We start from the raw sequence: 19,494 nt of genomic DNA on the forward strand, positions 1-19,494 counted from the left end.
GGTAAGGTCTGCGCCTGTGAGTGGTACATCTGCAGCTCTGACGCCCCCGGCCGACGCGATAGCGCCCGTCCGCCACCCCGACGCACCCGCCCCCGGTGAGCTCATCGGCGCCCACTACGAGCACTGTTTCGGCTGTGGTGAAGGACAGGCGCACGGACTGCACCTCGCGGCGCGGGCCGGCGAGGGTGTCACCGTCACCGCCGAGTTCACCGTGCGCGAGGCGCACCAGGGCGCCCCGGGCCTCGCGCACGGCGGCATCCTCGCCACCGCGCTCGACGAGACGCTGGGCTCGCTGAACTGGCTGCTGCGCGTGATCGCCGTGACCGGCCGTCTCGAGACCGACTTCGTGCGGCCCGTGCCGCTGGGGACCGTGCTGTTCCTGGAAGCCGAGGTCACCGCCGTCGCCGGACGGAAGATCTACTCGACCGCCACCGGGCGGATCGGCGGCCCCGACGGGCCCGTCGCGGTCCGCGCCGACGCCCTCTTCATCGAGGTGAAGGTCGAGCACTTCATCGACAACGGCCGCCCGGAGGAGATCCAGGCCGCCATGAACAACCCGGACCAGATCCGGCGTGCCCGCGCTTTCGAGGTGAACCCGTGATGCCGCCCTCCGACGAGACGCCCTCCACCGAGCTGAACGTACTGATCAGGCGTGTCGACCCCGACGTACCGCTGCCCGCGTACGCGCAGCCCGGTGACGCGGGCGCCGATCTGCGGACGACGGAGGCCCACGAACTCGCGCCCGGTGAGCGGGTGGTGCTGCCGACCGGAGTGTCGATCGCGCTCCCGGAGGGGTACGCGGCCTTCGTGCACCCCCGTTCCGGGCTCGCCGCCCGCTGCGGTGTCGCTCTGGTGAATGCCCCGGGGACGGTGGATGCCGGGTACCGTGGAGAGATCAAGGTGATCGTGGTGAATCTCGACCCGCGCGAGACCGTGCGGTTCGAGCGCTTCGACCGGATTGCCCAACTGGTCGTCCAGCAGGTCGAGAAGGTTCGCTTCCAGGAGGTGGCGGAGCTTCCCGTATCGGCGCGGGCCGAGGGGGGCTTCGGGTCCACCGGTGGCCATGCCGCCGTGGGCGGCGGTCCGGGCGTGAGCCCGGGCGAACAAACGGGTGGGAATCGATACGCATCGGTCGTATCCGACCGGGAAGGACAGTGACGTGTTCGGACGTCGCAAGAAGGACAGTGCCGCCGAGGACGCGGCGGGCGCGGACGAGCAGGTCGTCGACGGCGTGCACGGCGACGAGTCCGCCGACGCCGCTGACTCCGGCGTGGCGCGGTCGCGCGTGAGGCTCGAGCCCGAGCCCCGCCCCGACGGTCCCTGGGACCTCTCCGAGGTCCGCGAGCCCGGCGAGGGCCGGGTGGACCTCGGTGGCCTCTTCGTGCCCGGTGTCGAGGGCATGGAGCTGCGGGTGGAGGTCGCGGGCGACGCGATCGTCGCGGCCACCGTGGTGCTCCAGGACAGCGCCATCCAGCTGCAGGGCTTCGCCGCCCCCAAGAGGGAGGGCATCTGGGGCGAGGTCCGCGAGGAGATCGCCTCCGGCATCACCCAGCAGGGCGGTGTCATCGACGAGGTCGAGGGCCCCCTCGGCTGGGAGCTGCGCGCCCAGGTGCCGGTGCAGCTGCCGGACGGCACGGGCGGCGTGCAGGTCGTGCGCTTCATCGGCGTCGACGGCCCGCGCTGGTTCCTGCGCGGAGTGATCTCCGGACAGGGCGCGGTGCAGCCGCAGACCGCCGGCCTCCTGGAGCAGATCTTCCGGGACACCGTGGTCGTGCGCGGCGACGGCCCGATGGCGCCGCGCGACCCGATCGTCCTGAAGCTGCCGGACGACGCGCAGATGGTCGCCGAGGGCAGCGTCCAGCAGGAGCAGCAGGAGGGCTCGCGCTTCTCCGGTGGCATGGGCCAGCTGCAGCGCGGCCCCGAGATCACCGAGGTGCGCTGACCCGTCGAGGTCCGCTGACAGGTACTCAACTGCCTGGTGGCCCGCAGTGGTTCCGGTTCGTCCGGACCATTGCGGGCCACTTTCGCGTGCGCCCATACTGTGCCGGTCACTCGGGGGGAGACCGGTGCGGTGAGGGGACGACGCCTGCCCGCGGCAGTGCGGGGGAGCCGGCACCACGGACTTGTGCTGGGCGCGGCCGGGCTCGCCGTGTTGCTCGCCGCCACCGTGCTCGCCGCGCTGGCGGCGCTGTCCGAGAAGGCCGTCGAGGGCGGGGTGCAGCGCAGGCTCGCCGCCGACCGCGAGGCCGTCGTCGAGGTCGCGGGACCCCACAGGGCCGCCGGCGCGGGGCAGGTGGACCGGGACGTACGCACCGCGCTCGACCGCACGTACGGCGACGTGCCCCACCGCACCTGGTCCGCGCTGCGGGCACCCGCCGCCCGCAACGACGAACTCGCCGTCACCGAGGCCGCGGGCCGCCCGCGCGAGGACGCCACCCTCTCCGTCGTCGCCCTGCAGGGCCTGGGACGGCACGCCTCACCGGTGGCCGGGCGGTGGCCGCGCCCCGGAAACGGGCCGGTCGAGGTCGCGCTGACCGAGGTCGCCGCCGCGGAGCTCGCCGTGCGCCCGGGCGACCGGATCACGGTGCGGGGCGGGGACGAACGGCCGGTGACGCTGCGGGTCGTCGGGCTGTACGCCGCCGAAGAGCGCTCGCCCGCCCTGTGGGCCTCACTGAGCAGTACGTTCGGGACGCCCGACTCGATCGCGGTCGTGCCGCGCCGGGCCTTCGCCGGGAGCGGCGGGCTCGCCGGGGACGCCACGGCGCTGTGGCTCGGGGTGCCCGAGACGGGCGGGCTGCGGCTCGGGGACATCGGGGCGCTCCAGGAGCGGGCCGACCGGTTCGCGGGCAGCGACGCCTCACGCTCCGTGTCGCGCGGGGCGGCCGGGGACGATCTGACGCTGTCGGCCGGGTTGCGCAGGGCGCTCGACCGGCTCACCACGCCGATCGCCGTGGCCCGCGCCGGGCTCTACGTCCCCGCGATGCTCCTCGCCGCGCTCGCCGTGGCCGCCCTCGTGCTCACCGCGCGCCGGCTCGTCGAACACCGCCGCCCCGAGCTGGCGTTGCTGGCCGCGCGAGGGGCGGGCCCGCGCCGGATCGCCCTGTCGACGGCCGCACAGTGGGCCTGCGCCGCCGTGCCCGCCGGGCTGGCCGCGCCGTTCCTCGCGGGCCCGCTGCTCCACGCGCTCGAAGGCGCCGGGCTCGTCGAGGGCGAGGTGCCCGCGTCGGCGGTGACCGGCGCGGGGTGGGCGGCCGTCGGGGGCGCGCTGGCCGTGCACGGCCTCGCGGTGCTCGTCCCGACCGTGCGGATCGTGCGGGACCGGCGGGCGGTGGCCCGGCTCCGGTGGCGGATCGCGAGGTTCGCCGGGGTCCAGCGGTTCGGGGCGGACCTGGCGCTCGCCGCGGTCGCCGTGCTCGGCTGGCTGCAGCTGCGGCAGTACCGCTCGCCGGTGACCGGCGGTGGCGTCGGGGGCATGGGCGGTGTCGATCCTGTCCTCGTGTTCGCGCCCGTGGCGATGACCGTGGCGGCCGCACTGCTCGTCCTGCGGTTCCTGCCGCTGCTCGCCCGCGTCGTCGATCCGCTCGCGCGGCGTGGCCGCGGTCTCGTCCTGCCGCTCGGCGGCTGGCAGATCGGCCGGCGCGCGGCCCGGCACGCCGGACCCGCCCTGGTCGTGACGCTCGCCCTCGCGGTCGCCGCGCTCAGCAGTACGGCCCTGGCCGTGCTGGACCGTGGCGACCGGGACCAGGCCGCCTTCCAGGTGGGTGCCGACCTGCGCGTCGAGCCGGGCGACGGGGTGCCGCCGGGCGAGCGGCGCGCCGCGTACGAGGCGCTGCCGGGCGCCGAGTCCGTGACGCCCGTGATCACTTCGGAGGGGTACGTCGGACAGGACGCGGTGGCCGTCACCGGCATCAACACGGAGCGGGGGCCGGTGCCTTCGCTGCGCGGCGACCTCGCGGACCGGCCCGTACGGGAGCTGGTGGCGCCGCTCGGCAAGGGGATCCCCGTGCACGGTCTGCCGGTGGAGGGGGCGGGGCGGCGGCCCGAGGGCGAACTGCCGCTCCGCGTACGGATGTCGGCCGACGGCGGCGGCACCGTCGTACCCGTCCGGCTCACCGTCTTCTTCGAAGACGGCGACGGGCTTGTCCACGAGAGTTCCGTGGTGATCGAAGAGGGCGGCGCCAGGACCGTGCCGCTGAAGGTGGGGGCGCGCGGCGACGGCGTCCGCATCCTGCAGATCGACCTGAGCATGGTCGGCGAGCGGGTCCGGCGGACGTACCGCCTGACCGTCGACCAGGTGCCGGGGCTCTCGCGGGAGGCGCGCTGGCGCGACCTGCGGGCCGACCGGCCCGACCGGCGCGCGGCGGGGTGCCCGGGGGCCGCGCGGGAGCGTGCGCGGGAGCAGGGGCGCGAACAGGGGCGGCCGCCGTCCGGGCAGGCGCCCGGACCCGTCCTCTGCGCCGACCGGCCCGGCCGCGGAAAGCTCGTCGACGCGGTGCTGCGCGGCCCCGACGGGCGGCTGAAGTACCCCACGTGGAGCGTGCGGCTCGGCACGGACCGCGCCACGGGGCGCCCGGCCGCGCCCGCGCTCGCCGACGACGCGCTGCTGGCCTCCGGGGCGGTCCGGATCGGGGACACCGTGACGGTCCGAGGGAGCACGGGCGGGAGCGCGCGGGTCGAGATCGTCGGGCGGCTCGCGGCGGTGCCGGGGATGCCGCGCGACCGGCCGCGGCTGCTCGCCGACTCCCGTGCGATGGCCGCCCAATGGGCCCTGAGCGGGGCGTTGCCCGGGGCGGAGAGCGCCTGGTGGGTGGGGGTCCGTGGCACGGACGCGACGGCGGCCGCGGCGGCGGTGCGGGCGGACCCGTGGCTGGGGCACGCGGTGGACGTCCCGCAGGTCAGGAAGGAGCTGGCCGCCGACCCGCTGCGGCGCGGGGCGCGCGGGGCGCTCGTGCTGTGCCTGGCGCTCGCCCCCGCCTTCGCGGTCATCGCGTTCGCCCTGCACACCGTGGTCTCCGCACGGGCCAGGGAGCGGGAGTTCGGGTTGCTGCGGGCGCTCGGGATGCGGCGGGGACAGTTGGCGGCGTACTTGTGGACGGAGCAGCTGGCGCTGGCCGGCGTCGCGGCGGCGCTCGGCACGGTGCTCGGGGCCGCCCTCGCTTCGCTGATCATGCCGGTGGTGACGGTCGACGCGGAGGGGGAGCCGGTCTTCCCCGAACTGACCGCCTCCGTGCCGTGGGTGCGGGTGGTGGTGACGGCCGGGGTGACCGGGGCGGTGATCTGCGCGGTCGTGACGGTGGCGGCGCGACTCCTTGGACGGGTGGATCTGGCGCGGGTGCTCCGGGCGGGGGAGGACGTGTGAAGGGGCGCCGGTGGGGTGTGGCGGGGTGGTGGCCCGTGGGGTTCGGGGGGTCCGGGGGGCGCTGTGCGGCGTGAGTGGTGGCGGCGAGTGCCGCTGGTGGTGGGTCTCGGGATGGTGATCGGCGTGCTCGTGGCCGTCGCCGCTGCCGGTCCCGGGCTGTTCGAACGGCTGGGCGGGGACGCGCTGGCGGGCCGGTTCGAGCAGGTCCAGCGCGCGGCGCCCGGGGTGGTGCACAGCGCGCGGATCGACCCGGAGCAGCCCCGTCCGGGTGAGAAGGGCGAGCTGGGGGCCGATCTCGCGCGGTACGCGACCGTCATCGAGAACGCCTCGCCGGGCCGGCTGCGCGGTGGACTCGTCCACGACTCGACCCGGATCGAACTGCCCACGGTGGACGGGGACGTGGCGGGTGGCGTCTCGCTGTCGCTGGTGTACGCGTCCGACGCCCCGGGGCGGAGCGCGTACGTCGCCGGACGGGCGCCCCGCGCGCACGGGCAGGTGGTGGAGCTCGCCGTGTCCGAGCGGACGCGTGACGCGCTCCGGCTGCGTGTCGGGCAGCGGATCGGGCTGGAGGGCGGCGCCATGGCGAACGTCCGTGCGGTCGGACGGCTCGTCGGGGTGTTCCGGGCGGCGGGTCCGGGCTCCGGCTCCGGTTCGGCCGCGGGTTCTGACGCCGGCTCCGGTTCCGGGGCTGACTCCCGCTCCGGGGGTGACTCCGGCTCCGGCTCCGGCTCCGGCTCGGGATCCGGGGCCGACTCCCGCTCCGGCTCCGCGAAGGGCACGCGGCTCTGGGCCGAGCAGCCGCTGCTCGCACGGCCGGTGCCCGGCGCGAGAGGGGCCGCCCCGGACGTCGGCGCCCTCATCGCGCCCCGCGGCGCCGAGATCCTCCAGAACCAGGCGAACGCCGAACTCACCGTCGAGTGGAACATGCGGCTCGACCTGACGGAGGAGGTCGCGGGCCGGTTCGTGGGGGAGCGCGGCGCGCGGGACTTCCAGCGGCTCATGGCCCGCTACCCGCCCGCGGCCAAGGAAGCCTTCTGCGACATGGAGTCGTACGGCGGGAAGTGGTGCGTCCTCGGGTCCCATCCCGCGACGGAGCTGGAGAGCGACACCGAACTGGTCGACGTCTTCGAGGAGTTCCGGCGCCAGTGGCGGCAGGCGGGCGTCGTGATGTCGTTCGCCCTGGCCTCGCTGCTCGGCGTGGGGTTCGCCGCCGCCGTCGTGACCTCGCTCCTTGTGGTGCGGCGGCGGCTCGACGGGGACCGGCTGCTGCGGGCGCGCGGGGCTTCGGCCGCCGGGCTCGCCCTGGGGCGTGCCGTGGAGAGCGCACCGGCTGCGCTGCTCGGCTTCGGCGTCGGCTGCGCGGTCGCGGCGCTGACGCGGGCGCCGGGGAGTTCACCCGCGTACGCCGAGGGGCTGGCCGTCGCCCTCCTCTGCTGGCTGCTGCTGCCCGCCCTCACGTGGTTCGCGGTGCGGGACCGGGCCGTGCTGCGGGAGCGCGCGCCGCGGGGCGCCGGGCGCCGGATCGTGGTGGAGGCGCTGGTGCTGCTGCTCGCCGCGGGCGGGGTCCTCGCGCTGCGGGCACGGGGCACGGAGGGGGCGGCCGGGCCGGATCCGCTGCTCGCCGCGGTGCCCGTGCTGCTGGGGCTCGCGACGGTCGCCGTCCTGGTGCGGTGCTACCCCTGGCCGGTGCGCGCGGTGGCGCGATGGTCGGCACGGGGGCGGGGCACCGTCGTCCTCGTCGCGCTGTCCCGCGCCGCCAAGGAGGCTCCGGCGCGCGGCCTCGCGCTGCTCGTCCTGGTGGTGACGCTCGCCGGTGCCGTCTTCGGAGGGCTCGTCTCGGGGACGCTGGTGGAGGGGCGGCGCGCCGCGGCGGCCTGGCAGGTGGGCGCCGACGCCTCCTTCCTGGGCGCGGACCGCGACCCCGGCACGGCGGAACGGCTGGCACGCGCGCGTGGAGTGCGGAAAACGGTGACGGTGCGGCAGCTGAGGGTCGATCCGGTGAGCGGGAAGGACGGCGGGCGGTACGGGATCTCCAGCCTGGTCGGGGTGGACGGGGCGAAGTTGCGCGAGGCGGCGCGGGGTTCGGCCGCCGCCCGCGCGCTGGACGACGCGGGCCTTACCCGGGGCGGGGGCGGCCGGGACATCCGGGTGCTCGCCTCCGAGGGGCACGCCGGTGACCTGCTCACCTTCACCTTGCACGGCAAGGAGGCGCGGCTGCGGGTCGTCGGTCCGCTGCCGGAGGATGCGGCGCGCGACGCCGCCCTCGGACCCGTGCGCGGCGCCACCGAGTCCCGGCAGCACCTGCTCCTCGCCGACAACCGCGACCTGCGCGCCTTGGCCGCCTCGGACTTCGAGGAGTCCGCGCTCCTGCTGTACGGCGTGCGCATGGACACGGAGGCGCTGCGTTCCCTCGTACCGCGTGCCGCCCCCGGAGCGACCGGCGGAGAGCTCCGCATCCGCGCCGAGGAACAGGCCGAGGCCGCCGACGACCGGCTGACCGCCGCCGTGACCCTGGCGCACACCGCCTGCACCGCGCTCGCCGTGCTCCTCGCCCTCCTCGCCCTTGTGCTCGAACTGCTCCTGTCCGCTCCCGCGCGCGGACGCACCACCGCCTACCTGCGCACTCTCGGTCTCGGCGGGCGTGCCGCGGCCGCGCTGCAACTGCTGCAGCTCCTGCCCCTGGTGCTCGCGGCCGTCGTGGGCGGCGTCGCGCTCGGCCTCGTGCTGCCCGCGCTGCTCGGTCCCGCCCTCGACCTGCGGGAGTTCACCGGCGGGCCCACCGCGCCCGCCCTGCACGTCGACGCGCTGTTCACCGCGGCCCTGAGCGCGGGACTCTGTGTCCTGGTGGCCGCGGCGGTGGGCGTGGAGACCTGGCTCGGACGGCGCCGGGGGCTCGGCGCCGTCCTACGACTCGGGAGAGCGGATGACTGAACTGGCCGAGCTGGAGGCGCGGGCGCGCGCCGCCGGGCGTACCGCCGCCGACGAGGGCCTTGTCGTCTGCGACAACCTCGTCCGCGTCTACCGCACCGAGGAGGTCGAGGTGCAGGCGCTCCAGGGCCTGGACCTGGTCGTCGCGGCCGGGGAGTGCGTGGCGCTGGTGGGCGCGTCGGGGTCGGGCAAGTCCACGCTCCTGTCGATCCTCTCCGGCCTGGACCTGCCCACCGCGGGACGCGCGAAGGTCGCGGGCCACGATCTGCTCGCGATGGGGCGCCGGGAGCGCCTCGGCTACCGCAGGAGCACCGTGGGCTTCGTCTGGCAGCAGACCGGGCGCAATCTGCTGCCCTATCTGACCGCGCTGGAGAACGTGGCGCTGCCGATGAAGTACACGCGCGTGCCGCGCCGCGCACGTCGGGAGAGGGCCGCCGAACTGCTCGGCGTGCTCGGCGTCGCGCACTGCCGCGACCGGCGGCCGACCGAACTCTCCGGCGGCGAACAGCAGCGCGTGGCCGTCGCCGTCGCCACCGCCAACTCCCCGCGCGTCCTCCTCGCCGACGAGCCGACCGGCGAACTGGACACCGCCTCCGGAGAGGACGTCTTCGCCGCCCTGCGCCGCGCCAACGAGGAGCTCGGCGCGACCGTCCTGGTCGTCACCCATGACCCTCTCGTCTCCGAGCAGGTCCGTCGCACGGTCCGTATCCGTGACGGCCGTACGTCTACGGAGACGCTTCGCGAACAGGGCGGCACGGGTGAGGAGTTCACGGTTCTGGACCGGGCGGGGCGGCTGCAGCTGCCGGGGGAGTACGTGGAGCGGTACGGCCTGCGGGGGCGGGTACGGCTGACGGCGGAGCCGGACCACGTGGGGGTGTGGCCGGACGGGCCCGGCACCGGACAAGGGGAGGCGCGGTGAGGGTGGTCGACGCCATGGTCGTCGTAGAGGATCTGCACCGGACCTACGGCAGCGGTGCCGCCGCCGTGCACGCCCTGCGGGGCGTCTCCTTCGCGGTGCCGCGCGGGGAACTCGTCGCTCTCAAGGGCCGCTCGGGGTCCGGCAAGACCACGCTGCTTAACCTCGTCGGCGGGCTCGACGTCCCGGACCGGGGCAAGGTCACCGTGGACGGCGTGGGGCTCGTGGGCCTCGGGGAGAAGGGGCTGCTGGAACTGCGCAGGGACCGTCTGGGGTTCGTCTTCCAGTCCTTCGGACTCATCCCCATCCTCACCGCCGATGAGAACGTCGGCGTTCCCCTGCGGCTCCGCAAGGCCGAGCCACGCGCGCGTGAGGAGCGGGTCGCACTCCTCCTCGCTCTCGTCGGCCTCGCCGACCACGCGGGTCAGCGGCCCGGCGAGCTCTCCGGAGGGCAGCAGCAGCGCGTGGCCATCGCCCGCGCCCTCGCCAACAAGCCCGCCCTGCTGATCGCCGACGAACCCACCGGACAGCTCGACGCGGAGACCGGTCTCGCCGTCATGGAGCTGCTGCGCGCTGTCGTCCGCAGCGAGGGCGTCACCGCCTTGGTGGCCACGCACGACGCCGCCCTGCTCGACCTGGCCGACCGGGTCCTGGAACTGCGCGACGGAGAAATCGTCGCGAACTGAACACATGCGGCCCACCGACCGCACCGACCGGGGCACGAGGCCGTCCGGCGGGCAAGGCATCAGGGTTGTGTCAAGGACCCCACCCCCGCACCCCCTCATCCGTAATGCCGGAATTGTTGGCCGTAAGGTCGACGCTGCGTACACAGCAGTTTCGGGAAGACAATGAGGCCATGGCACGCGGCAAGCTTCGGATCTACCTCGGTGCGGCACCGGGCGTCGGCAAGACGTACGCGATGCTCTCCGAGGCCCACCGCCGCATCGAGCGCGGCACCGACTGCGTGGTCGCCTTCGTGGAGCACCACGACCGGCCGCGCACCGAGGTGATGCTGCACGGCCTCGAACAGGTGCCCCGCAAGGAGCTGGAGTACCGCGGCACGGCGTTCACCGAGATGGACGTCGACGCCACCCTGGAGCGCGCCCCGGCCGTCGCCCTGGTCGACGAGCTCGCCCACACGAACGTCCCCGGCTCGCGCAACGCCAAGCGCTGGCAGGACGTCGAGGAACTCCTCGCGGCCGGCATCGACGTCGTCTCGACGGTCAACATCCAGCACCTGGAGTCACTCGGCGACGTCGTCGAGTCGATCACCGGAGTGCGCCAGAAGGAGACCGTCCCGGACGAGGTGGTGCGCCGCGCCGACCAGATCGAACTGGTCGACATGTCGCCACAGGCGCTGCGGCGCCGCATGGCGCACGGCAACATCTACAAGCCCGACCGCATCGACGCGTCCCTCTCCAACTACTTCAGGCCCGGCAACCTCACGGCGCTGCGCGAGCTCGCGCTGCTCTGGGTCGCCGACCGCGTCGACGAATACCTCCAGCAGTACCGCGGCGAGCACAACATCCGCTCCACCTGGCAGGCCCGCGAGCGCATCGTCGTCGGCCTGACCGGCGGCCCCGAGGGCCGCACGCTGATCAGACGCGCGTCCCGGATGGCCGCCAAGGGCTCGGGCAGCGAGATCCTCGCCGTTTACATAGCCCGCAGCGACGGCCTGACCGGCGCGTCCCCCAAGGAACTCGCCGTCCAGCGCACCCTCGTCGAAGACCTCGGCGGCACCTTCCACCACGTCATAGGCGACGACATACCGGCCGCGCTCCTCGACTTCGCACGCGGCGTCAACGCCACCCAGATCGTCCTCGGCTCCTCCCGCCGCAAGACCTGGCAGTACGTCTTCGGGCCCGGCGTCGGCGCCACCGTCGCCCGCGACTCGGGACCCGACCTGGACGTGCACATCGTCACGCACGGCGAGGTCGCCAAGGGGCGCGGGCTGCCCGTCGCGCGCGGGGCGCGCCTCGGCCGCTCCCGGGTCATCTGGGGCTGGCTGGTCGGCGTCGCGGGCCCCACGCTGCTCACGCTGCTGCTCACCCATGTCGACGCCGACCTCGGCCTCGCCAACGACATGCTGCTGTTCCTGACGCTCACCGTCGCCGCCGCGCTGGTGGGCGGGCTCTTCCCGGCGCTCGCCTCGGCGGCCGTCGGCTCGCTGCTCCTGAACTACTACTTCACGCCGCCGCTGCACCTCTGGACCGTCTCCAACAACAAGAACATCGTCGCCATCGCGGTGTTCGTCGGCGTCGCGGTGTCGGTGGCCTCCGTCGTGGACCTCGCGGCCCGGCGCACCCACCAGGCCGCCCGGCTGCGGGCCGAGGCGGAGATACTGTCCTTCCTCGCCGGCAGCGTGCTGCGCGGCGAGACCAGCCTGGAGGCCCTCCTGGAGCGGGTCCGCGAGACCTTCGCCATGGAGTCCGTGGCCCTCCTGGAACGCGCGGGCGACACCGACCCCTGGACCTGCGCGGGCAGCGTCGGCGACGGCCGCCCGCTGGAGCGTCCCGAGGACGCCGATGTCGACATGCCCGTCGGCGACCACATGGCGCTGGCCCTGTCGGGCCGGGTCCTGCCCGCCGCGGACCGCCGGGTCCTCGCCGCGTTCGCCGCGCAGGCCGCGGTCGTCCTCGACCGCCAGCGCCTGCAGTCCGAGGCCCACCAGGCCCGCACCCTCGCGGAGGGCAACCGCATCCGCACCGCCCTGCTCGCCGCCGTCAGCCACGACCTCCGCACGCCGCTCGCGGGCATCAAGGCAGCCGTCTCCTCCCTGCGCTCCGACGACGTCGAGTGGTCCGACGAGGACGAGGCCGAGCTCCTGGCGGGCATCGAGGAGGGCGCCGACCGGCTCGAACACCTCGTCGGGAACCTCCTCGACATGTCCCGGCTGCAGACCGGCACGGTCACCCCGCTGATCCGCGAGATCGACCTCGACGAGGTCGTCCCCATGGCCCTCGGCGGCGTACCCGACGGCAGCGCGGAGCTGGACATCCCCGAGACGCTGCCCATGGTCGCCGTCGACAAGGGCCTCCTGGAGCGGGCGGTCGCCAACATCGTCGAGAACGCCGTGAAGTACGCCCCCGAGGGCGCGCCCGTGAAGGTCTCCGCCAGCGCCCTCGGCGAGCGCGTCGAGATCCGCGTCGTGGACCGCGGCCCCGGCGTCCCCGACAGCGCCAAGGACCGCATCTTCGCGCCCTTCCAGCGCTACGGTGACGCTCCACGGGGTGCCGGTGTGGGCCTCGGCCTCGCCGTCGCCCGCGGCTTCGTCGAGGCCATGGGCGGCACCCTCGCCGCCGAGGACACCCCAGGCGGCGGCCTCACCATGGTCCTCACTCTGCGGGCGGCCGCCGGCCGGCCGCCGGTCCGCCCCGAGCTCTCGTCCCGGGCCACCTCGTGACCCGGAACCGGAACCCGGACCCAGAACACAAGCCGTGCTCCAGAACCAGAAGCCGGAAAGGCAGGTACGCATGACCCGGGTGCTCGTGGTCGACGACGAGCCGCAGATCGTACGCGCCCTCGTGATCAACCTGAAGGCGCGCAAGTACGAGGTGGACTCGGCCCCCGACGGCGCCACGGCGCTGCAGGTCGCCGCGGCCCGCCACCCCGACGTGATCGTGCTCGACCTCGGTCTGCCCGACATGGACGGCGTGGAGGTCATCCGGGGCCTGCGCGGCTGGACGCGCGTCCCGATCCTGGTCCTCTCCGCCCGGCACAGCTCGGACGAGAAGGTCGAGGCGCTGGACGCCGGCGCCGACGACTACGTGACCAAGCCCTTCGGCATGGACGAACTCCTCGCCCGGCTGCGCGCCGCCGTCCGCAGGGCGGAGCCCACCGGCCCCGGCGACGACGACGTCCTGGTCGACACCGGCGACTTCTCCGTCGACCTGGCCGCCAAGAAGGTCAACCGCGGCGGACGCGACGTACGCCTCACCCCCACGGAGTGGCACCTCCTGGAGGTCCTGGTGCGCAACACCGGCCGCCTGGTCAGCCAGAAGCAGCTGCTCCAGGAGGTCTGGGGCCCCTCGTACGGCACGGAGACCAACTACCTGCGCGTCTACATGGCGCAGCTGCGCCGCAAGCTGGAGGCGGACCCGGCGCACCCGCGGCACTTCATCACGGAACCGGGAATGGGATACCGGTTCGAGAAGTGACCGGAATACCGGCGGCCGCGACACTGACCGGATTCCTCGCTTCAGCGGCCCCCGGAGCGGGTACTGAGCGGACATAAGCACAGATGAGCGCACCCCTGTCCCTGGTGTCGGCGCCCACCGGTACGCTTCTTGTATGAGTGCTGTTTCTGGTTCCGACAAGCCGGCGGGCCGTTTCCGGCGCATGCTCGACCGGCTCTCCTCCTCCCAGGAGGACCTGGAGTCGGAGGAGCTGCGGGAGGACGCCGAGACAGCGGGCTGCGTCCGTATCGGCGACTGCCAGGACCGCCAGATAGTCACCGTTACTGGTACCTTGCGCACGGTCACTCTGCGACCACGCGCCGGGGTTCCCGCCCTGGAGGCCGAGCTGTTCGACGGCTCGGCGGCGCTGGACGTGGTGTGGCTCGGCAGGCGCTCCATCGTCGGGATAGAACCGGGGCGCAGGCTGATCGCATCGGGCCGGATCTCGATGAGCCGCGGCCGCCGGGTGCTCTTCAACCCCAAGTACGAACTCAGACCCCTCGGACGGGAGTAACCGGTGACGTCCCTCGACAAGCCGACGGACCAAGGGAGCGCCGATCAGGACGCCGATTCCAGGGCCGTGACCGAGGCAGCGCTCTTCGAAGCCTTCGGCGGCGTGCGGGGCATGGTGGAGACGGTCGTCCCCGGCCTGCTCTTCGTGACCATCTTCACGATCAACAAGGACCTGCACATGTCGGCCATCGCGGCCCTCGCGGTGTCCCTGGTGCTCGTCGTGGTCCGCCTGGTCATGAAGGACACCGTCAAGCACGCCTTCAGCGGCGTCTTCGGTGTCGCCTTCGGTGTGGTCTTCGCGATGATGACCGGCAACGCCAAGGACTTCTACCTGCCCGGCATGCTCTACACCCTGGGCCTCTCCCTGGCGTACATGATCACGACCCTCGCGGGCGTCCCGCTGATCGGCCTTATCCTCGGCCCGGTCTTCAAGGAGAACCTCTCCTGGCGCACCCGCAACCCTGGCCGCAAGAAGGCGTACGCGAAGGCCAGTTGGGCCTGGGGCCTGATCCTGCTCGCCAAGTGCGCGATCCTCTTCCCGCTGTACTGGTGGGCGGACACCACGCAGTTCGGCTGGGTCCTGGTCGCCCTGAAGATCCCGCCGTTCCTGCTCGCCGTCTATCTGACGTGGGTGTTCCTCGCGAAGGCCCCGCCGCCGATCGACGTGTTCGCCGAGATGGAAGCGGCGGAGAAGGCGGAGGAGGAGCGCGAGCGGGAGCGCCGGAGCGCCTGAGGCTGCCCCGCAGGGGCGCTTCAGGGGCGCGGGGAACTGCGCGCCCAGCCCTAACGCACCCGCAGCAGAAGTACGAGAGCGCACCGTCAGCAGACGTACGAGAGGGGGGCGCCCGGAAATCACCGGGCGCCCCCCTCTGCGTACCGAGCCCAGAGGCTAGCTCTCCCGCCGCACCGACAGCAGATCCTCCAGCTGCTCCTCACGGGCCTGCGCCGCGACGAAGAGAAGCTCGTCCCCCGCTTCGAGGGAGTCGTCCGCGGTCGGCGCGAGGACGCGCGTACCGCGGATGATCGTGACCAGCGAGGTGTCCTCGGGCCACTGCACGTCGCCGACCTGCGTGCCCGCGAGGGCCGACTCGGGCGGCAGCGTCAGCTCCACCAGGTTCGCGTCGCCGTGGCTGAAGCGCAGCAGCCGGACGAGATCGCCGACGCTCACCGCCTCCTCGACGAGCGCGGACATCAGACGCGGCGTGGAGACCGCGACGTCGACGCCCCATGACTCGTTGAAGAGCCACTCGTTCTTCGGGTTGTTGACGCGGGCGACGACCCGCGGGACGCCGTACTCCGTCTTGGCGAGCAGCGAGACGACGAGGTTCACCTTGTCGTCGCCGGTCGCGGCGATCACGACGTTGCAGCGCTGGAGCGCCGCCTCGTCGAGCGAGGTGATCTCACAGGCGTCGGCGAGCAGCCACTCGGCCTGCGGGACGCGCTCCACCGAGATGGCGGTCGGCGCCTTGTCGATGAGCAGGATCTCGTGCCCGTTCTCCAGGAGCTCACCGGCGATGGAACGGCCCACCGCGCCTGCTCCGGCAATGGCGACCCTCATCAGTGACCGCCTTCCTCGGGGCCTTCGGCGAACGCCGCTTCGACCTTGTCGACCTGGTCGGTGCGCATCATGACGTGCACCAGGTCGCCTTCCTGCAACACCGTCTGCGAGGTCGGCAGGACCGCTTCGCCCAGCCGGGTGAGGAAGGCCACGCGGACGCCGGTCTCCTCCTGCAGCTGGCTGATCTTGTGCCCGATCCACGCCGCCGAGGCGTGCACCTCGGCGAGCTGCACACCGCCGGTGGGATCGCGCCACAGCGGCTCGGCACCGGAGGGCAGCAGCCGGCGCAGCATCTGGTCGGCGGTCCAGCGGACCGTGGCGACCGTCGGGATGCCGAGGCGCTGGTAGACCTCGGCGCGGCGCGGGTCGTAGATGCGGGCCGCGACGTTCTCGATGCCGAACATCTCGCGGGCCACGCGGGCGGCGATGATGTTCGAGTTGTCGCCGCTGGAGACGGCGGCGAAGGCGCCCGCCTCCTCGATGCCGGCCTCGCGCAGGGTGTCCTGGTCGAAACCGACGCCGGTGACGCGGCGGCCGCCGAACCCGGAGCCGAGGCGGCGGAAGGCGGTGGGGTCCTGGTCGACGACGGCGACCGTGTGCCCCTGTTGTTCCAGGTTCTGGGCGAGAGCGGACCCGACTCTCCCGCAGCCCATGATGACGATGTGCACCTGTCCTTTACCCCGCACTCCTGGTCATCCCGCTGACCTGCGAAAACATCGTGCTCACTCTTCTCTCTCACTCTGGTGGCAACCACGGGGCAACAGCGTGCGGCGTTGCCAAGAGACGAGCTTAAGCCTCAGTCGACGCTGCGCAGCAGCCCCTCGACCTTCTCCAGCCGGTGGCCGAGCTCGACGAGCTGGAGGCGGGTCGACTCCTGCTCGGACCTGGCCCGCTCGACGGCCTCACGGTACCCCTGCATGGCCTCGGCGTACTGCCGGTCGCGCTCGCGGTTGCGCTGCGTCTGGAAGTACGCGACGGCGACGATCGCGCCGGCGAGTATCAGGAAGAAAGCGACGGGAATGATCACGTCGTCCACTAGGGCGTCCCCTTTGCTGAGTGCTGTCCGTCATCGCCCGACCGGCCTGGCTGACCCGACTGGTCGTGGCGGACGGCCGCGACGATCGTATCCACGTTCAACTGCACGTCGAACGGCGCCAGTTCGAAGTACTTGAGCGCCTTGCCGTCGTCGGAGAGCTCCAGGTGGCCGACGACGAGGCCGGCCTTCTCCATGCGTTCGAGGTGCATGTAGAGCAAGGGGCGGGACACCCCGAGCCGCCGGGCCAGCTCGCTGACGTACAGCCTGCCGGACGCGAGCTCGGTGATGATCCGGATGCGCTGTGCATGGCCGACCGCCGCGAGAAAAGCCAGCAGCTCCTCGCTGTCCATGGTCCGCCTTCGCGCTGCTCCGAAACCTGTCAGTCAAGGCTTACGTATGACGGGATCCGCTGTCAATCCGCGGCCCGCCGACTCCTTCCCGCGCCCCCTGCGGCAGTCGCATGACAGTTGACGGCTCGATCCTTCACCTGTCAGTGTCTTCTTACACGTGAAGCACATGAGGCACCTGAAGCATGCGTACATCCGTACATGGCACGGCAGGACGATGCCGAAAGGGCGGGGGACGGACATGAGAAAGCGATCGGTCACGGTGCGCGTGGCCCGGTGGAGCGCGCTGCACCCATGGCGGGCGATCGTCGGCTGGCTGGTCTTCGTGGCGCTCTGCCTCGGCGGCGGAATCGCCGCCGGGACGAACAGCGCGACCTCGGAGGACTTCCGCGTCGGCGAGGCGGGCCGGGCCGAGGCCCTGGCGACCGGCGGCGGCATCCCGCTCCGGTCCACGGAACACATACTGATCCGCGCCGCGGCGGGCTCCTGGGACAAGCCGGGGCCGCTGGACAGGGCGGCGGCCGACGCCGCCGTCAAGGACATCACCGACCGCATGCGGGCCCTGCCCGAGGTCGCCTCGGTCAAGGCCCCGGTCCCCTCCGCCGACGGACGCGTCCTGCGGGTCCCGGTGGAGCTGACCGGCTCGGAGCAGGACGACCAGGACCGCGTCCCGCCGCTTCAGGCCCAGACCGAGAAGGCCGCCGAGGCCCACCCGGGCCTGCGGATCGAGGAGACCGGCGACGCCTCCGTGAGCAAGGGCGTCGACGGCCAGCGCGACAAGGACCTGAAGTTCTCCGAGGCGATCACCCTGCCGGTCACGCTGATCACGCTCGCCGTGGTCTTCGGCTCGGTCGTCATGGTCGGCGTACCGCTGCTGCTCGCCATCACCTCGATCATGGCGACGATGGGCCTCGCGATGGCGGCCTCGCACCTCCTGCCCGACACCGGCGTCGGGATGAGCATGATCCTGCTCATCGGCATGGCGGTCGGCGTCGACTACACGCTCTTCTACCTCAAGCGCGAACGCGAGGAGCGGGCTCGTGCGGGCGGCCGCCTCACCTCGGAAGCCCTGGTCGAGGCCGCCGCCGCGACGGCGGGCCGGGCGATCGTGGTCTCCGGGCTCGCGGTGATCGTCTCCACCACCGCGCTCTTCCTCGCCCGTGACGTCATCTTCGACTCACTCGCCACCGGCACCATCCTGGTCGTCGCCGTCGCCGTGGCCAGCTCCGTGACGGTCCTGCCGGCGCTCCTGGTCACGCTCGGCCGACGGACCGAGCGCCGCGCGGCCAAGCGCGCGGCGCGGGGGAAGCCGGTCCGGTCGCACGGGTCGCAGGGGCCGCGGGGGTCGTACGAATCGGATGTTTCGGACGGATCTGACGTGTCGTACGGATCGGACGTGTCGTACGGCGAGAGGAAGCCCGGCCGCGCCTGGAGCGCCCTGCTCGCCCCCGCCCGCAAGCACCCCGCGCTCACCCTCTGCGTCTCCGTCCTCGTCATGCTGGGCCTCGCGCTGCCCGCCCTGGACATGAACCTCAAGAACCCCGCGCGGGACAGCTTCTCCCGCGAGATCCCGGCGATGCGGGGGTACGACACGCTGCTCGAAACCTTCCCCGAACAGCGCCTCCGCCACCTGGTCGTGGTGCGGGCCGAGGCCGCGCGGGCCGCCGACGTGAAGGCGGCCCTGGAAGAGCTGGACCGCAGGGCACAGGACGACCCGCTCTTCTCGCACCCCGCACGCACCCCGCTGCTCCGCACCTCCGAGGACCGGCGGACCACCACGCTGGAACTCAACGGTCCGCACCCGACGTACTCGAAGAAGGCCGAAGACTCGCTCGACCGCATCCGTCACGACCACCTCCCCGCGACCGTCGGCAGGCTGCCCGGCGTCGAGACGGCCGTCACCGGTGAGGTCGCGCGCGGCGTCGACTACGTAGGACACCAGAACGAGAAGCTGCCGCTCGTCCTCGGCTTCCTGCTCCTGATGACCTTCGTCATGACGGTCTTCGCGTTCCGCTCGGTCGTCCTCGGACTGCTCGGCGTCGTCCTCAACCTGCTCTCGGCCGCGTCGGCGCTCGGCATCCTCGTCCTCGTCTTCCAGGGCGAGTGGGCCGAGGAACTGCTCTCCTTCATCTCGCTCGGCGGAATCTCCTCGCGCGTGCCGCTCTTCCTCTTCGTGATCCTCTTCGGGCTCTCGATGGACTACCAGGTCTTCGTGGTCAGCCGCATCCGCGAGGCCGCCCTGAACGGCGTGCCCACGCGGCAGGCGGTCATCGAGGGCATCACCTCCTCCGCCAAGGTCGTCACCAGCGCGGCGATCGTCATGGTCACTGTCTTCGCGAGCTTCGTGATGCTGCACATCCTGGAGATGAAGCAGATGGGCCTCGTCCTCGCGGTGGCCGTCCTGCTCGACGCGTTTGTGATCCGCGTCATGATCCTGCCCGCCGCGCTTCTCCTGCTCGGCCGCGTCACGTGGTGGCCGTCCGGCGCGATCCGCCGCGCGGAGGCGCGGGCCGCGGAGCGCCGGGGGACGGGAGAGCAGGTCGCGGGGGAGCAGGTCGTGGGGGAGCGGGCCGGGACGGAGCAGGTCGCGGGGGAGCGGCACACGGGGGCGGACCACGCCCGTCCGGAGGGGCGCAGGATCGCACAAGGCCGATAGTCGGAG

Annotated in this window: 16 protein-coding genes; 12 read left to right on the forward strand and 4 right to left on the reverse strand. The window is 73.2% G+C overall.

Annotation, left to right across the window (positions count from 1 at the left end):
* Positions 1 to 16 precede the first annotated feature (16 nt).
* The 11 genes from ACZ7LU_RS00685 (at position 17) to ACZ7LU_RS00735 (ending at position 14,624) form a co-directional block, all read left to right on the forward strand.
* A complete protein-coding gene (locus tag ACZ7LU_RS00685; protein ID WP_398305224.1) occupies positions 17 to 601 on the forward strand; it encodes a PaaI family thioesterase in 585 nt (194 codons plus the stop codon).
* Positions 601 to 1,158, forward strand: a complete 558-nt coding sequence (gene dut / locus ACZ7LU_RS00690; protein ID WP_398306027.1) for a dUTP diphosphatase — start codon at positions 601 to 603, stop codon at positions 1,156 to 1,158. Before ACZ7LU_RS00685 ends, dut begins: the two co-directional genes overlap by 1 nt.
* Position 1,159: 1 nt before the next feature.
* A complete protein-coding gene (locus ACZ7LU_RS00695) occupies positions 1,160 to 1,942 on the forward strand; it encodes a DUF3710 domain-containing protein (RefSeq protein ID WP_398305227.1) in 783 nt (260 codons plus the stop codon).
* 129 nt (positions 1,943 to 2,071) lie between these two features.
* Complete coding sequence (locus ACZ7LU_RS00700; RefSeq protein WP_471915229.1) at positions 2,072 to 5,359, forward strand: FtsX-like permease family protein; 3,288 nt, start codon at positions 2,072 to 2,074, stop codon at positions 5,357 to 5,359.
* Positions 5,360 to 5,446: 87 nt separating this feature from the next.
* Positions 5,447 to 8,290, forward strand: coding sequence for a hypothetical protein (locus ACZ7LU_RS00705; protein ID WP_471915230.1), 2,844 nt, complete (start codon positions 5,447 to 5,449; stop codon positions 8,288 to 8,290).
* Positions 8,283 to 9,206 (forward strand): ABC transporter ATP-binding protein, encoded by a 924-nt coding sequence (locus tag ACZ7LU_RS00710; RefSeq protein ID WP_471915231.1) that lies wholly within the window; start codon positions 8,283 to 8,285, stop codon positions 9,204 to 9,206. The genes ACZ7LU_RS00705 and ACZ7LU_RS00710 overlap by 8 nt, the downstream gene beginning before the upstream one ends.
* A gap of 14 nt (positions 9,207 to 9,220) precedes the next feature.
* Positions 9,221 to 9,889 carry an ABC transporter ATP-binding protein gene (locus tag ACZ7LU_RS00715; RefSeq protein ID WP_471916447.1) on the forward strand — a complete coding sequence of 223 codons (669 nt, stop codon included), beginning with the start codon at positions 9,221 to 9,223 and terminating at the stop codon, positions 9,887 to 9,889.
* A 170-nt stretch (positions 9,890 to 10,059) separates the two neighbouring features.
* Entirely contained in the window at positions 10,060 to 12,606 is a 2,547-nt protein-coding gene (locus ACZ7LU_RS00720) for an ATP-binding protein (protein WP_398305239.1), read from the forward strand.
* A gap of 70 nt (positions 12,607 to 12,676) precedes the next feature.
* Positions 12,677 to 13,360 (forward strand): response regulator, encoded by a 684-nt coding sequence (locus ACZ7LU_RS00725; RefSeq protein ID WP_362992807.1) that lies wholly within the window; start codon positions 12,677 to 12,679, stop codon positions 13,358 to 13,360.
* Between the two features lie 133 nt (positions 13,361 to 13,493).
* Positions 13,494 to 13,892, forward strand: a complete 399-nt coding sequence (locus ACZ7LU_RS00730; RefSeq protein ID WP_362992781.1) for an OB-fold nucleic acid binding domain-containing protein — start codon at positions 13,494 to 13,496, stop codon at positions 13,890 to 13,892.
* Positions 13,893 to 13,895: 3 nt separating this feature from the next.
* Positions 13,896 to 14,624: a DUF3159 domain-containing protein gene (locus ACZ7LU_RS00735; protein WP_398305242.1), complete on the forward strand. Its 729-nt coding sequence runs from the start codon at positions 13,896 to 13,898 to the stop codon at positions 14,622 to 14,624.
* A gap of 156 nt (positions 14,625 to 14,780) precedes the next feature.
* Here ACZ7LU_RS00735 and ACZ7LU_RS00740 read toward each other — a convergent pair whose 3' ends face one another.
* From ACZ7LU_RS00740 to ACZ7LU_RS00755, 4 genes are all read right to left on the reverse strand, one after another.
* Positions 14,781 to 15,449, reverse strand: a complete 669-nt coding sequence (locus tag ACZ7LU_RS00740) for a potassium channel family protein (protein ID WP_362992296.1) — start codon at positions 15,447 to 15,449, stop codon at positions 14,781 to 14,783.
* Positions 15,449 to 16,117, reverse strand: coding sequence for a potassium channel family protein (locus ACZ7LU_RS00745; protein WP_356249822.1), 669 nt, complete (start codon positions 16,115 to 16,117; stop codon positions 15,449 to 15,451). Before ACZ7LU_RS00745 ends, ACZ7LU_RS00740 begins: the two co-directional genes overlap by 1 nt.
* A gap of 128 nt (positions 16,118 to 16,245) precedes the next feature.
* A complete protein-coding gene (locus tag ACZ7LU_RS00750) occupies positions 16,246 to 16,485 on the reverse strand; it encodes a hypothetical protein (protein ID WP_398305244.1) in 240 nt (79 codons plus the stop codon).
* Positions 16,485 to 16,835 carry an ArsR/SmtB family transcription factor gene (locus ACZ7LU_RS00755; RefSeq protein ID WP_398305246.1) on the reverse strand — a complete coding sequence of 117 codons (351 nt, stop codon included), beginning with the start codon at positions 16,833 to 16,835 and terminating at the stop codon, positions 16,485 to 16,487. Before ACZ7LU_RS00755 ends, ACZ7LU_RS00750 begins: the two co-directional genes overlap by 1 nt.
* 238 nt (positions 16,836 to 17,073) lie before the next feature.
* Here ACZ7LU_RS00755 and ACZ7LU_RS00760 point away from each other — a divergent pair, with 238 nt between their 5' ends.
* Complete coding sequence (locus ACZ7LU_RS00760) at positions 17,074 to 19,488, forward strand: MMPL family transporter (RefSeq protein ID WP_471915232.1); 2,415 nt, start codon at positions 17,074 to 17,076, stop codon at positions 19,486 to 19,488.
* Positions 19,489 to 19,494: the final 6 nt, after the last annotated feature.

This window comes from Streptomyces sp. NPDC039462, from assembly GCF_055639375.1.